Here is a 13,161-nt window from a genome sequence, read left to right on the forward strand (position 1 = left end):
GCAGAGCAGTGGTAAAAAAAACCCCTCAGCGTCTAAGCGCATCCTAAGATGCACCCGGACGAGAGGGGCCGTGTTGAACACATGGTACCGAGTATCTCCGAGCTCGGTCAAATCGACCGTCCCGGCACGTTTAGCCTAGCAATTCGCGTTGCACGGCCCGCCGGCCTGCGCGGCTGTGGCATTCCGTTCGACAGCCACCGACACACCCCAAAGCAGCAAGCCACCCAACGCCAACCCGCTACCGACCCAGCCCGGCGAGGTCCAGCCGTAGCCGTTCGCAATGGCGAGGCCGCCCAGGAAGGGCCCGAGTGCGTTCGCGGTATTGAACGCCGAGTGGTTCAACGCGGCGGCCAGCGCCTGCGCATCACCGGCGACATCCATCAGTCGCGTTTGCAGCACGGTGCCAAGAGCGCCGCTGACGCCGATGAAGAACACGGCGACGCCGAGCGTCCACACATTGCCTGCGGTGAACGGGAAGATGGCGAGGACGATGAGCGCCCACAGCAGCAGTGCACCGGCCGTGCGCATCAGCGCCTTGTCGGCGAAGACGGGTATGACCATGTTGCCGAGCGTCATGCCGACACCGAAGATGCCCATCACCCAGGGCACGGTGGACAACGGCATGTGGGTGACGCTGAGCAGGATATCCGCGAGGTAGGTGTACACCGCGAACATGCCGCCGAAGCCGATCGCGCCGATGCCGAGCGTGATCCACACCTGCGAACGCTTCAGCGCGCCCAGTTCACGCAAGGGGCTGGCGTTCGGGTTGGCGGGCGTGTCTGGTGCGAACGCGAGCACGGCCGTCATCGTCGCGACGCCGAGCAAGGCGACCAGCGCGAAGCTCCAGCGCCACCCCACGAGCTGCCCGAGCCAGGTCGCCAGCGGCACGCCAACGATCGTGGCGACGGTAAGGCCGAGGAACATCTGGCCTACCGCGCGGGTGCGGCGGTTGGGCGGTACAAGTGAGCTCGCGACCAAGGCCGCCACGCCGAAGTACGCGCCATGCGGCAGGCCGGCCAGGAAGCGGAATACCAGCATCCAGTGGTAGCTCGGCGACAGCCCGGTGAGGCCATTGAACACCGTGAACATCGCCATCAACAGCAGCAACAGGCGGCGGCGCGGCATGCGGGCGCCCAGCACGGTGATGATGGGGGCACCGACAACGACACCGAGGGCATAGGCGCTGATGGCATGGCCGGCGGTGGGCGCGTCGATGCCGAGCCCCTGCGCGAACAGGGGCAGCATGCTCATCGAGGCGAACTCGGTCGTGCCGATGGCGAAGCCGCCGACGGCGAGGGCAAGGATGACGAGCCCGACGTGGGGCGCGCGGACGGGCGGGGTGCCCGGATCGAGTGCGGGGGCGGCGGAGGTCATGGGGAGGCCTGGGACGTGGGCGGGCGTCGCGTTGTGCGGCGCAGCAATGGGGTTAGTCTACGCCTCAAGGGGTGGGTGGTGCTAGCGCTTGCAACCGTGAAGTACACCCAATCGCGCGCAAGCGCGCTCCTACAAGGGATTGATCCAAATGACTTTTTAGGCGTGGTCGCGGAGGTATTCGATGAAGGCGCGGAGGGCCGAGGTGACGCGGCGCTGGCGGGGGTAATAGACCATGAAGCCCGGATAGGGCGGGCACCAGTCTTCCAGGACGCGTACGAGCCGGCCCTCGCGGACGTACTCATCCACCTGGTCGTCCAGCACCAGGGTGATGCCCACGCCGGCGATGGCGGCGTCGATGGAGATGCACAGGTCGCCGAAGGTGCAGCGGCCCCGGACGTCGAGCTCGAGCTTGGTCTCGCCTTGCTCGAACTCCCACTTATAAAGACGCCCACTGGGGAAGCGGAAGCGGATGCAGTCGTGCTGCATCAGGTCATAGGGGTGTTGGGGCACGCCGCGGCGGGCCAGGTAGTCCGGCGAGGCGACGCAGGCGCCCTGCTGCATGCCGCCGAAGGGCACGGCGATCATGTCCTCGGGCACGGCCTCGTGGAAGCGGATGCCCGCGTCATAGCCGGACGCCACGATGTCGATCATGCCGTCGTCGTCCACGCCCTCGAAATGGATGTCGGGGTACGCTGCAAGAAACCCCGGTAACAGCGACGGTAGGAAGAGCTGGCCAGCCACCCTGGGCATGTTCAGGCGCAACGTGCCGGCGGGATGCGAGCGGAAGTCGTTCATCTCCTCCAGGGCGTCGCCTACATCGCGGAGGGCCGGCTGCAGCCGTTCGAGAAGCCGCTGCCCCGCCTCGGTCAGCGAGACGCTTCGCGTGGTGCGATGGAACAGCGTGACCCCGAGCCGTTCCTCCAGCCCGCGGATGGCGTAGCTGATGGCCGACGTGGAAAGGGTTAATTCGGCCCCCGCCTTGCGAAAGCTGGCGTGGCGGGCGACGGCGGCGAAAGCCGCGAGATGGGAAAGATTATCTGGCCGCATGATTATCAAGGATACCTCAATGATTCATCCCAATAATCCCGTTGGCGCACTCGATTATTAAGGTTTATGGTTCCCGGCTTTCCCGCACCCCTGTAGAGGATGACACCCATGTTCGAAGTCCACGGTTTTGCCGCCAAAGACGCCACGTCGCCCCTCGTCCCCTTCACGTTCAAGCGCCGCGATATCGGCCCGCACGACGTCCACATCGAAGTCCTCTACAGCGGCGTCTGCCACTCCGACCTGCACCAGGCCAAGGGCGACTGGGGTAACTCCACGTTCCCCATGGTCCCCGGCCACGAGATCGTCGGCCGCGTAAAGGCGGTTGGCTCGGAAGTGAAAAAGCTGAAGGTCGGTGATTTCGCCGGCGTGGGCTGCATGGTCGATTCGTGCCGCACCTGCGAGTCCTGCCAGAAGGACCTCGAGCAGTACTGCACGGTGCATACCAGCTTCACCTACAACGGCACCGAGCAGGACAAGAAGACCCCGACCTACGGTGGCTATTCCACCGACATGGTGGCCGAAGAGCGCTTCGTGGTGAAAATCTCCGAAAAGCTCGACCTCAAGGCCGCCGCGCCGCTGCTGTGCGCCGGCATCACCACCTACTCCCCGTTGCGCCACTGGAACGTGGGCCCGGGCCAGAAAGTTGGCGTCATCGGCCTGGGTGGCCTCGGCCACATGGGCGTGAAGTTCGCCAAGGCCATGGGCGCCCATGTCGTGATGATCACGACCTCGGAAGCCAAGGGTGCCGACGCCAAGCGCCTTGGCGCTGACGAAGTGCTCGTGTCGAAGGACCCGAAGCAGATGCAGGCCGCCGCCGCGTCGTTCGATTTCCTGCTCAACACCGTGCCGGTCAGCCACGACATCCTGCCGTACCTCGCGCTGCTGAAGCTCGATGGCACGATGGTGCTCGTCGGCGCCCTCACCCCGCTCGATGCGTTCCCGGGTGGCGCGCTGATGATCCCGCGCCGCACCGTGGCCGGCTCGGCCATCGGTGGCATGGCCGAGACGCAGGAGATGATGGATTTCTGCGCCGAGCACAACATCGTTTCCGACGTTGAAATGGTGAACATGGCCGACATCAACGAGGTGTACGAGCGCCTGGTGAAGAACGACGTGCGCTATCGCTTCGTCATCGACATGGCGACGATGCCAAAGCACTAAGGCAGTACCTTGTGGGAGCGCGCTTGCGCGCGATGGGGGTTACGATCACCCCATCGCGCGCAAGCGCGCTCCCACAGTTTTTTCTGCCGCATCGAAAAGGAAGCCTGCTGCTTGAAACGGTTCTTGCGGTACCTCGGCTATACCGGCCTGCTCCTGCTTGCCTTCCTGGTGTTTGTCGCCATCAGCGCATGGCCCAACATCGGCACGCTGCCGAAGGGCGAATTCCTCGCCCGTAACGAGCAGTCGCCCGAATGGCATGGCGGGCAGTTCCAGAATCCGCAAGCCATGTTTTCGAACCTGCGCGGCGGCATCCTGCAGATCTTCGAATCGAAGCCGGGCGAAGTACCTGACCGCCCCGTGCCGACCATGGATTCGTCCGCGCTGTACAAAACGCCGCCTGGCAGCGGGTTGCGCGTCACCTGGTTCGGCCACTCGTCGATGCTGCTCGAGCTCGATGGCACGAACATCGTCGTTGATCCGTTCTGGAGCGAGCGCACCTCGCCGTTCGGCTGGCTCGGCCCGAAGCGCTGGTACCCGCCGCCGGTCCCCATCGATCACCTGCCGCGCATCGACGCGGTGGTGATTTCGCACGACCATTACGACCATCTCGACCGTGCATCCGTGCAGGCGCTGTATGCACGCGGTGCGCGCTTCATCGTGCCGTTGGGCATCGCCTCGCATCTCGTCGGCTGGGGTATCCCCGCCGACCGCATCACCCAACTCGACTGGTGGCAGGAAGCGAAGGTGGGCGCACTAACCATCGTATCCACGCCGTCGCGCCACGCCTCAGGGCGGCTTAGCGCGCGTAGCGACCAGACCCTGTGGACCGGCTACGCGCTCATCGGCCCGAAGCATCGCGTCTTCTACTCCGGCGACACCGGCATGAACGACAGCTACGCCGAGGTGGGCGAGAAGTTCAGCCCCTTCGACGTGAGCCTCATCGAATCCGGCCAGTACGATGCGCAATGGCCCGACTGGCACCTCGGCCCCGAGCAGGCCTTGATGGTCCACAAGGAAGTCCGCGCCCGTACGCTCATCCCCGTGCACTGGGGCCTGGTGAAGCTTGCGCACCATGCGTGGACCGAGCCACCGGAGCGCATCCTGGCCGCCGCCCGTTGCGTGGGCGCCGAAGTGCTGATCCCCGAGCCCGGCCAGGCCGTGGAACCCACGATGCATCCCGTGGTCCCACGCTGGTGGCCGTCCCAGCCATGGTCCACGCCGGCGCAGACGCCCATCGTTGCCACGAAGGACGGTGTCGCCAGCCATACTTACACCCAGCCGGCCTGCCACTGAGCGGCCCGGCACCTCATGGAGGGGAAGCCCATGCAGCACCTGTTCGTTCGTCGCGCCACCCTCGCCGCGTTGTTCCTCATGGCATCGGGCACGGCGTTCGCCGATGCGAAGGATGATGCGGTGGCGGCGAAATGCCCCGCCGTGGGTACATGGGGCGAGAAGATGAAGAAGGCGCACCCCGCGCTTTCGGAAGCGGGCATGCAGCGCGACGACGCCGCGGGCGGCTTCTCCGATACCGACCTGCGGGCCGAACTGCTGAAGCGCGTCAAGGCCGACCAGGAAACCCGAAACGCCTGGATCGGCACCCCGCAGGACCAGGCCCGGGCGCAGGCGATGCAGAAAGTGGATGCCGACAACCTTGCATGGATGAAGACGCAGTTCACGCAACACGGCTTCCCCCATGCGAACGCCGTGGGGCTGCGCGGCGTGCAAGCGGCGTTCCTTCTCGTCCAGCACGCGGTTTCCGACGTACCGTTCATGCAGGCGATGTTGCCGCAGGTGATGGCGCGCGGCGAAGCGGGCGAACTGGACAAGGGCAACGTGGCCATGCTGGTCGACCGCCTGCTCCGCCAGGAGGGCAAGCCGCAACGCTACGGCACGCAATACGCAGGGACGAACATGAAGGATCTCTCCGACATGAAGATGGACCCGGTCGAAGACCCCGCCCACCTCGACGAGCGCCGTGCATCGATGGACCTGATGCCGCACGCGGACTATGAGTGCGCGCTGCGCATCTTCTACGCGCCGGATGCGAAACCGGCCACGGCGTCTACGACGGCGCGTTAGCCGCGCGCGAATCGCACCGTCTTAAGCAGGCATCACCAGCCGCATGTTCGCTGCGGTGAGCGCTTCCCCGGTGGTGCGGTCGATCACCACCGGGTCCACTTTCTGCCCCGTCGCGGGGTTCACCAGCTGGCTCAGCTTCCCGGCGCCGTTATGGCGCCGACCCCATTCGCCCAACACCGCGAGGATAGGCAAGAACTCCACGCCGGCCGGGGTCAGGATGTACTCATCACGGGGCGGCCGTTCGCTGTAACGCCGTTTCTCCAGCACGCCGGCCTCGGTCAGGGCCTTCAGGCGCCGCGACAGGATGTTCGGGGCGATGCCCAGGCTCGTCCGGAACTGGTCGAACTGGGTCATGCCACGGGCCGCGTCGCGGAGGATGAGCGCGCTCCAGGCATCGCCGACGAAGGCCAGCGCGCGGGAGATGGGGCAGGTGCCCGACGAAAGCTTCTCGGTGTCCATTGCAAAATGATAGTAGCACCCCTATCGTAGGGCAACCTAGTTACTATCACTATGCAACCTACTACCATGGAGACGCGTCATGAGCATTGATTCCAAAGGGTTTGCGCTGGTTACGGGCGCCTCGTCGGGCATCGGCGAGGTCTACGCCCAGCGCCTGGCCGAGCGTGATTACGACCTGATCCTGGTCGCCCGTCGCCTCGACCGCCTCGAGGCCCTGGGCCGGAAAATCACCGAGCGCACCGGTCGCAAGGTCGAGGCCCTGCAGGCCGACCTGACCCAGCGCGCCGACCTGGCGAAGGTGGAGCAGCGCCTGGCCAGCGACGCCTCGATCACCCTGCTGGTGAACAACGCCGGCATCTCGCTCGACGGCAGCGTGCTCGAGAACGGCGCGGCCAACATCGAGAAGATCCTCGCCATCAACACCATCGCCCCGACGGTCCTCACCGCCGCCGCGGCGAAAGAATTCGTCAAGCGCAACCAGGGCGGCATCATCAATATCGCCTCGGTGCTCGCCTTCGCGCCCGAGATGATGGATGGCATCTACAGCGGCACGAAGGCCCACCTGCTGAACGTGACGCTGGGCCTCGCCTCGAAGCTAAAGGACACGAACGTGCGTGCGCAGGCCGTGCTGCCCGGTGCGACGAAGTCGGAGATCTGGGAGAACTCCGGCAAGGACCCGGAGACGATGCTGCCCGGCATGGTGATGGAGACAGCCGACCTGGTCGACGCCGCCCTGCTCGGCTACGACCGGGGCGAAGTGGTCACCATCCCGCCGCTGCATGACGAAGGGCAGTACCAGGCCTACGACGCGGCGCGCGTGGCGATGGGGCCGAACCTTTCGCGGAAAGAGGTGGCGCCGCGGTATCGGGGTTGAGAGCATCGCCCGCAAGCGGGCTCCCACATCAGTGGTGTCACCACTTTGTGGGAGCGCGCTTGCGCGCGATGTCCTTGCCTCAGGTCTTCGGCATGATCTTCCGCAACATCCCGTCGCCGCCGCCGCGGATGTACCAGATGCTGCCGTTGAACGGGTTCACCTTGATGGCGCGGACGCTGCCGGTATACACGCCATTCGCATCGCGGCCGTAGCGTTCCACGCCGGTGACGTTGCCCGCGGCATCCAGCACCACGCGGTACAGCGCGATGGATGACGTCGAGCCCAGCAACGCCGACCCGCGCCACTGCGGGAACTGCTTGCCCTTGTAGAACACCAGGCCCGACGGTGACATCGAACTGGTGGTCGGGAACCAGCCCCAGTACGCGGACGGCGCCACGAACTGGGGTGCCGTATCGTGGCGGGGATAGGGCTGGCCCGGCATGTAGGCATCGCCGGGGTAGTGGTTGCCGTTGCTCACCAGCGGCCAACCGTAGTTGCCGCCCGGCACGATCTGGTTGAACTCGTCGCCCGAGGCCGGGCCCATCTCCGTTTCCCACAGCTTGCCGTCTTCGCTGAAGGCCAGGCCGTAGGGGTTGCGGAAACCGGTCGCGTAAACCTGGCCCGCCACGCCTGGCGCGGTCGCATTGGGGTTATCCGCCGGCGTGCTGCCGTCGAGATTCAGGCGGATGATCTTGCCCAGGCCGCTGTCGGGCAGCTGCGCGGTGAAGCCGCGATCGCCCTTCGCGTCCGGGATGTCGCCGTCGCCCACCGAGAGGAAGACGTGCTGGCCACCGGGATCAAATGCAATGCGTGCGCCGGGCTGGCCGCGCACCGAATACGCCGACGGTTCTTGCCAGATGATCTTGAGGTTGGTGAGGCGCGCGGTTCCGGGCGTCTCGACGAGGCGCGCGTTTGCCAGCGTCAGGTGGTTGTTGCCATCGGCCGCCTTCACCACGTAGCTAAACCACAGCGTGTGGTCCTTCGCGAAGGTGGGCGACGCGGCCACGTCGTGGAAGCCACTCTGGCCACCACCGCCGTTCGCACCCACCGACGCGGGCACGCCGCTCACCGGGGTCTTCGTGCCGGCGGCGACGACGATATACATGTGGTCGCTCTTCTCGGTGACGACGATGCGGCCGTCGGGCAGGAAGTCGAGCCCCCACGGGTTGTCGAACGGCACCAGGTCGGTGATGACGAAGGGAGCGGGCGGCTCGGTCTGGGCACCGGCGACACGGGCGTTGTACGAATTCGTGGACGTCTGCGCATCGGCAATGGACGCAGCGCAGACGCCAGCGAGGAGGAAAACCGCGGGCATGGGGGGACGCATGGTGGGCTCCGGGGGCGGGTGGTCGCAAAAAGCTACGTCGCCTGCGCGTCCGGTTGTGTGTCGCAATCGCCGTAATCCGTGGAAGCCCGCCGAGCCGCGCACTCTGCCAACCCGGCCAGCGGGTTACGCCACCTTTGCACATCATTTCGCACGAAGGGGCGCTAAACTATCGCATTCGCTCGGTTCTTGCGGTTCGGCATGCTTTCATTCGTGTTCGGCGCCTTCGGGCTGTCCACCCTCTGGCTGCTCCCCCTCCCCTGGCGTGTCGTCGCTGCCCTCATCCGGCGGCGGCGCCCGCCCGCGGTGGGCCCCGGTGCCATCCGCTTCTGGGCGGGCCTTGCCCTCGTGCTGCTGTCGAGCAGCCTTATCGAGGGCCTGGTCGTGGCCCATTACACCGACGACCCGGCCGTGGGCGGCTTGGTGTGCCGCGCGCTTGCAGCGGTGTTCGCGGGTTCGTCGGGTGGCTACGTCGCGGCCGCCATCGCGCTGGGCATCATCGTCGTCGCCCTGCCGTGGTACCTCGGCGTGGGCTGGCGTGCCGCGCTCGCCGGCACGACGACGGTGCTGGAACCGGTCGGCGCGCTGGCCATCGAAGGCGTCCGCCGTCTGTTCATCCGCGGCACCGAGCGCGCCACGGGCCGTCGTGCCGCGGGTGCCGTGCGCCGCGCCGACCGCGCGCCCGCGCGCCGCCGCGCCGCGGTCGCCGCGTCGAAGCGAGTTGCCCCGCCGGCGCCCTCGCCTTCACCCGCGCATGCGCCGCAGCCCGCGCCATCATCGGCATCGTCATCCATCGGCATGGGCACGGTCCGCGGCGAGCCGCTGCACGGCACGCGCGTGCGCCCGTCGGTGAGCACCCCCGTGCCGCCGCGGCACCGCGTGCGCCCCGACACCGTCATCAGCGAGCCATGGCTGGCGCCGCGGGCACAAGGCCAGGCGACCGAGTCGCCTCCTGCGTCCCAGCACGCACCGACGCCCGCCGTAACGGTCGCGTCGCGCACGCCCGTGGACACGACGGCTGGCCATGACGCCGAGCCGTCGTCGCCCATGCTCATCGGCCGGCGCCGCCCGATGGAAAGCCAGGCGTTCCTCGCCCCCACGCAGCGCACGCGACCGGGTGAAACGCGTTCGCGCGCATCAGCCGCGCGTGATGTCGCCGACGAAACCGGCGTGCAGCACGGGGAATCGCCCGTGGCCCGCGCACCTGCCATCCCCACGCCGCCCACCGTCGCACCGGTGTCGCGCTTCGCCGTGGCGGCGAACGACGAATCGCCTGCCGTCGAAGTGCGCATCGAACCACGCATCGAAGCCCTCGTCGTGCCGAAGCCGCCGCGCTCGCCGCAGCCGAACGCGATCAGCCTGCCGCCCCTGACCCTGCTGGCGGCAGCGTCGCACGACGAGCTCGCCATCTCCGAACACGAGCTGGCCGGGACCGGCGAGCTCATCGAGCAGCGCCTCAGCGAGTTCAAGGTGCCGGTGCAGGTCGTGGGTGCGTCCGCCGGCCCGGTCATCACGCGTTACGAAGTCGAACCCGCCGTCGGCGTGCGCGGCAACCAGATCGTCGCGCTGATGAAGGATCTTGCGCGTGGCCTCGGCCGAACCACCATCCGCGTGGTGGAAACGATCCCCGGCAAGACGTGCATGGGCCTGGAGCTGCCGAACGAGCAGCGCCAGATGATCGCGCTGTCGGAGATCCTGGATTCCAGCGAATACCGCGACAGCGATTCGCTACTGACGCTGGCGATGGGCAAGGGCATCACAGGCGAGCCCGTGGTGGCCGACCTCGCGAAGGCGCCGCACATGCTGGTGGCGGGCACGACGGGCTCGGGTAAGTCGGTGGCGGTAAACGCCATGATCCTGTCGATGCTGTACAAGGCCACGCCCGAAGACGTGCGCATGATCATGATCGACCCGAAGATGCTCGAGCTCTCGGTGTACGAAGGCATCCCGCACCTGCTGGCGCCCGTGGTCACCGACATGAAGCTCGCGGCCAACGCGCTCAACTGGTGCGTGGCGGAGATGGAGAACCGCTACAAGCTCATGTCGGACCTGCGCGTGCGCAACCTCGCCGGCTACAACCAGAAGGTGCGCGAGGCGCGTGCCGCCGGCAAGCCGCTGTTCAATCCATTCCCGGCCCACCCGGAGATCCCCGAGCACCTCGACACGATGCCGATGATCGTGGTGGTCATCGATGAGCTGGCCGACCTGATGATGGTCGCGGGCAAGAAGATCGAGGAGTTGATCGCGCGCCTGGCGCAGAAGGCCCGAGCGGCGGGCATCCACCTCATCCTCGCCACGCAGCGGCCCTCGGTGGATGTCATCACCGGCCTCATCAAGGCGAATATCCCCACGCGCGTCGCGTTCCAGGTGTCGTCGAAGATCGACTCACGCACCATCCTCGACCAGATGGGCGCGGAGAGCCTGCTCGGCCAGGGCGACATGCTGTTCCTGCCGCCGGGCACGGGTTATCCCCAGCGCATCCACGGCGCGTTCGTGGCGGATGAGGAAGTGCACCGCATCGTTGGCTGGCTGAAGCAGTTCGGCGAGCCGGATTACAAGGACGAGATATTGCAGGGCCCCGCGAGCGAAGCCAGTGATGGCGAAGGCGGCGAGGACGGCATGGATGCCGAGCTGGATCCGCTCTACGACGAGGCCGCCGCGTTCGTGCTGCGCACGCGCCGCGCATCCATCTCCTTCGTGCAGCGCCAGTTCCGCATCGGTTACAACCGCGCGGCACGCCTGGTGGAAGCGATGGAAAACGCTGGCATCGTGTCGCCGATGGGCATCAACGGCCAGCGCGACGTGATCGCGCCGGCACCGCAGGAATAAGAGCCTTGCCCTGAATGGTAGGAGCCCACCCCCGTGGGCGACAGCTCTTCGCGAAAAGCTGTCGCCCACGGGGGTGGGCTCCTACAGGTGATGCGCGCCGCAGATGCGGCGGCCTTATTCCTTCGTCAGCAGCTTCAGCGGCACGGCGATCGATTTGTCGACCGGCTGCTTGTCGATCAGCTTCTTCGCGGTCTCGACGCCGAGGCGGCCGATCTCTTCCGGCTGCTGGGCGACGGTGGCGGCCATCTGGCCATCCTGCACGGCCTTCTTGCCATCGGGCGTGCCGTCGAAGCCCACCACTAGCACCTTCTTGTTCTTGCCAGCCAGCGCCTGCACGGCACCGAGAGCCATCTCGTCGTTTTGCGCGAAGATGGCCTGCGCATCGCTGTTAGCCTGGAGCAGGTTCTCCGATACCGAGAGGCCCTGCGCGCGGTCGAAGTTCGCCGGCTGCTGCGCGACCACCTTCATGCCCGTCGTGGCGATCTCGTCGTCGAAGCCCTTGCCGCGCTCGCGCGCCGCCGAGGTGCCGGCCACGCCCTGCAGTTCGATGATGTTGCCCTTGCCGCCGAGCTGCTTGGCGAGGAAATCGGCCGCCATCTTGCCGCCGGCGATGTTGTCGGAGGCGATGTGCGAGGCCACTTCGGCGCCATCGACGCCGCGGTCGAGCGTCACCACGGGGATGTTCGCGCGCTGCGCGGACTGCACGGCGCCGGCCAGCGCCGATGAATCGGTCGGGTTCAGCAGGATCACCGAGACGCGCTTCTGGATCAGGTCTTCGACGCTGGAGATCTGGCGGGCGGGATCATCCTGCGCGTCGACGACGACGAGCTGCACGCCGGCGGCGTCGGCGGCCTTCTGCGCGCCATCCTTCAGTTCGACGAAGAACGGGTTGTTCTGGGTGGAGAGCGCCAGGCCCACCACGGGCTTGCCACCGGCGGCGGCACCGCCCGCGGTGCCGGCGGCAGCGGGTGCGGATTCGCCGGGGCCTTGCTGCGAGCACGCGGCAAGGAGGGTGGCCGCGGCGGCGGCGAGGAAAGTCAGTTTGCGCATGGTATGTGCCTCGTGGTGTTCACTGCCGCCTGTCGAGCAGGACGGCGATCAGGATGACGATGCCCTTGACCACCTGCTGGTAGAACGAGCTCACGCCCAGCAGGTTCAGTCCGTTGTTGAGGAAGCCGATGAGCAACGCGCCGATCAGCGTCCCGAAGAGCCAGCCGCGGCCGCCCGCGAGGCTGGTGCCACCCAGCACCACCGCGGCGATCGCGTCCAGCTCGTAACCCGCGCCGGCCGTGGCCTGCGCCGAATACAGGCGCGAGGTAAGCACGATGCCCGCGAACGCGGAGAGAAGGCCGGATAGGCCGTAGATGGCCACCTTCATCGGCGAGACGCGCACGCCCGACAGGCGCGCGGCTTCTTCGTTGCCGCCGATGGCGACGACGTGGCGGCCAAACACCGTGCCACGCAGCAGGAAGCCGCACACCGCGAACGCGATGAACATCCAGATGACCGGCAGCGGGATCAGATGCGCGACGTAGCCACCGCCCATCAGCGCGAAGCCCTGGTCGGTGACCGGGATGGGGCTGCCCTGGGTGTATGACAGCGTGAGCCCGCGCAGCAGGGTCATGGTGCCCAGCGTCGCGATGAACGGCGCGACCTTGCCCCACGACACCAGCACGCCGTTGACCATGCCGAGCACCAGGCCCAGGCCGAGGCCGGCGCCCATGGCGAGCACGATGCCGTGGCCCGAGGCCATCAGCCCCGCGGTGATCGCACCGGTGAAGGCCAGGATGGCGCCGACGGAAAGGTCGATGCCACCGGCTAGGATCACGAAGGTCATGCCGAAGGCGATCAGCGCGTTGATCGACACCTGGCGCAGCACCGTCAGCAGGTTGCCCGTGGTGAGGAAGTCGGGGCTCATCACCGAAAGCACGATGAAAAGCAGCAGCAGGCCGATCACCGAGCCCAGCCGCTGGAGCAGCGTGCCTGCCCGGCTCCAGTTCATTTGCAGCGTCAT

At 67.0% G+C, this 13,161-nt stretch carries 11 protein-coding genes; 5 read left to right on the plus strand and 6 right to left on the minus strand.

What is annotated here, in order from left to right:
• Nucleotides 1-135: 135 nt before the first annotated feature.
• On the minus strand, nt 136-1,374 hold the full coding sequence (locus VI08_RS03920; protein WP_045828247.1) for an MFS transporter: 1,239 nt from the start codon (nt 1,372-1,374) through the stop codon (nt 136-138).
• A 156-nt stretch (nt 1,375-1,530) separates the two neighbouring features.
• Nucleotides 1,531-2,421 carry a LysR family transcriptional regulator gene (locus VI08_RS03925; RefSeq protein ID WP_045828248.1) on the minus strand — a complete coding sequence of 297 codons (891 nt, stop codon included), beginning with the start codon at nt 2,419-2,421 and terminating at the stop codon, nt 1,531-1,533.
• Between the two features lie 108 nt (nt 2,422-2,529).
• On the opposite strand from VI08_RS03925, the gene VI08_RS03930 reads away from it, so the two are divergent.
• The 3 genes from VI08_RS03930 to VI08_RS03940 all read left to right on the plus strand — a co-directional run bounded on the left by VI08_RS03930 (nt 2,530) and on the right by VI08_RS03940 (nt 5,661).
• Nucleotides 2,530-3,582: an NAD(P)-dependent alcohol dehydrogenase gene (locus tag VI08_RS03930; protein ID WP_045828249.1), complete on the plus strand. Its 1,053-nt coding sequence runs from the start codon at nt 2,530-2,532 to the stop codon at nt 3,580-3,582.
• 111 nt (nt 3,583-3,693) lie between these two features.
• Nucleotides 3,694-4,875 (plus strand): MBL fold metallo-hydrolase, encoded by a 1,182-nt coding sequence (locus VI08_RS03935; RefSeq protein WP_052697677.1) that lies wholly within the window; start codon nt 3,694-3,696, stop codon nt 4,873-4,875.
• A gap of 30 nt (nt 4,876-4,905) precedes the next feature.
• A complete protein-coding gene (locus tag VI08_RS03940; protein ID WP_052697678.1) occupies nt 4,906-5,661 on the plus strand; it encodes a DUF6624 domain-containing protein in 756 nt (251 codons plus the stop codon).
• A gap of 21 nt (nt 5,662-5,682) precedes the next feature.
• On the opposite strand, the gene VI08_RS03945 is transcribed toward VI08_RS03940, so the two are convergent.
• Nucleotides 5,683-6,120 carry a winged helix-turn-helix transcriptional regulator gene (locus tag VI08_RS03945; protein ID WP_045828250.1) on the minus strand — a complete coding sequence of 146 codons (438 nt, stop codon included), beginning with the start codon at nt 6,118-6,120 and terminating at the stop codon, nt 5,683-5,685.
• A gap of 79 nt (nt 6,121-6,199) precedes the next feature.
• Here VI08_RS03945 and VI08_RS03950 point away from each other — a divergent pair, with 79 nt between their 5' ends.
• A complete protein-coding gene (locus tag VI08_RS03950) occupies nt 6,200-6,994 on the plus strand; it encodes an SDR family NAD(P)-dependent oxidoreductase (RefSeq protein WP_045828251.1) in 795 nt (264 codons plus the stop codon).
• A 79-nt stretch (nt 6,995-7,073) separates the two neighbouring features.
• Here the strand turns inward: VI08_RS03950 and VI08_RS03955 are convergent, their stop codons facing one another.
• A complete protein-coding gene (locus VI08_RS03955) occupies nt 7,074-8,321 on the minus strand; it encodes a PQQ-dependent sugar dehydrogenase (RefSeq protein WP_084621240.1) in 1,248 nt (415 codons plus the stop codon).
• 198 nt (nt 8,322-8,519) lie between these two features.
• Here VI08_RS03955 and VI08_RS03960 point away from each other — a divergent pair, with 198 nt between their 5' ends.
• Nucleotides 8,520-11,147: a DNA translocase FtsK gene (locus VI08_RS03960; protein ID WP_045828253.1), complete on the plus strand. Its 2,628-nt coding sequence runs from the start codon at nt 8,520-8,522 to the stop codon at nt 11,145-11,147.
• A gap of 114 nt (nt 11,148-11,261) precedes the next feature.
• On the opposite strand, the gene rbsB is transcribed toward VI08_RS03960, so the two are convergent.
• Together rbsB and VI08_RS03970 are read right to left on the minus strand one after the other, a co-directional pair.
• Nucleotides 11,262-12,197: a ribose ABC transporter substrate-binding protein RbsB gene (gene rbsB / locus VI08_RS03965; RefSeq protein WP_045828254.1), complete on the minus strand. Its 936-nt coding sequence runs from the start codon at nt 12,195-12,197 to the stop codon at nt 11,262-11,264.
• Between the two features lie 19 nt (nt 12,198-12,216).
• Complete coding sequence (locus VI08_RS03970) at nt 12,217-13,161, minus strand: ABC transporter permease subunit (protein ID WP_198148833.1); 945 nt, start codon at nt 13,159-13,161, stop codon at nt 12,217-12,219.

Source organism: Luteibacter yeojuensis, assembly GCF_000964085.1.
Lineage (GTDB): Bacteria > Pseudomonadota > Gammaproteobacteria > Xanthomonadales > Rhodanobacteraceae > Luteibacter > Luteibacter yeojuensis_A.

Bases quoted from the DNA above. Each gene is read 5' to 3' on its own strand.
- VI08_RS03920 (WP_045828247.1), bottom strand. From the start codon at position 1,374: ATGACCTCCGCCGCCCCCGCACTCGATCCGGGCACCCCGCCCGTCCGC.
- VI08_RS03925 (WP_045828248.1), bottom strand. From the start codon at position 2,421: ATGCGGCCAGATAATCTTTCCCATCTCGCGGCTTTCGCCGCCGTCGCC.
- VI08_RS03930 (WP_045828249.1), top strand. From the start codon at position 2,530: ATGTTCGAAGTCCACGGTTTTGCCGCCAAAGACGCCACGTCGCCCCTC.
- VI08_RS03940 (WP_052697678.1), top strand. From the start codon at position 4,906: ATGCAGCACCTGTTCGTTCGTCGCGCCACCCTCGCCGCGTTGTTCCTC.
- VI08_RS03945 (WP_045828250.1), bottom strand. From the start codon at position 6,120: ATGGACACCGAGAAGCTTTCGTCGGGCACCTGCCCCATCTCCCGCGCG.
- VI08_RS03950 (WP_045828251.1), top strand. From the start codon at position 6,200: ATGAGCATTGATTCCAAAGGGTTTGCGCTGGTTACGGGCGCCTCGTCG.
- VI08_RS03955 (WP_084621240.1), bottom strand. From the start codon at position 8,321: ATGCGTCCCCCCATGCCCGCGGTTTTCCTCCTCGCTGGCGTCTGCGCT.
- VI08_RS03960 (WP_045828253.1), top strand. From the start codon at position 8,520: ATGCTTTCATTCGTGTTCGGCGCCTTCGGGCTGTCCACCCTCTGGCTG.
- rbsB (WP_045828254.1), bottom strand. From the start codon at position 12,197: ATGCGCAAACTGACTTTCCTCGCCGCCGCCGCGGCCACCCTCCTTGCC.
- VI08_RS03970 (WP_198148833.1), bottom strand. From the start codon at position 13,161: ATGACGCTGCAAATGAACTGGAGCCGGGCAGGCACGCTGCTCCAGCGG.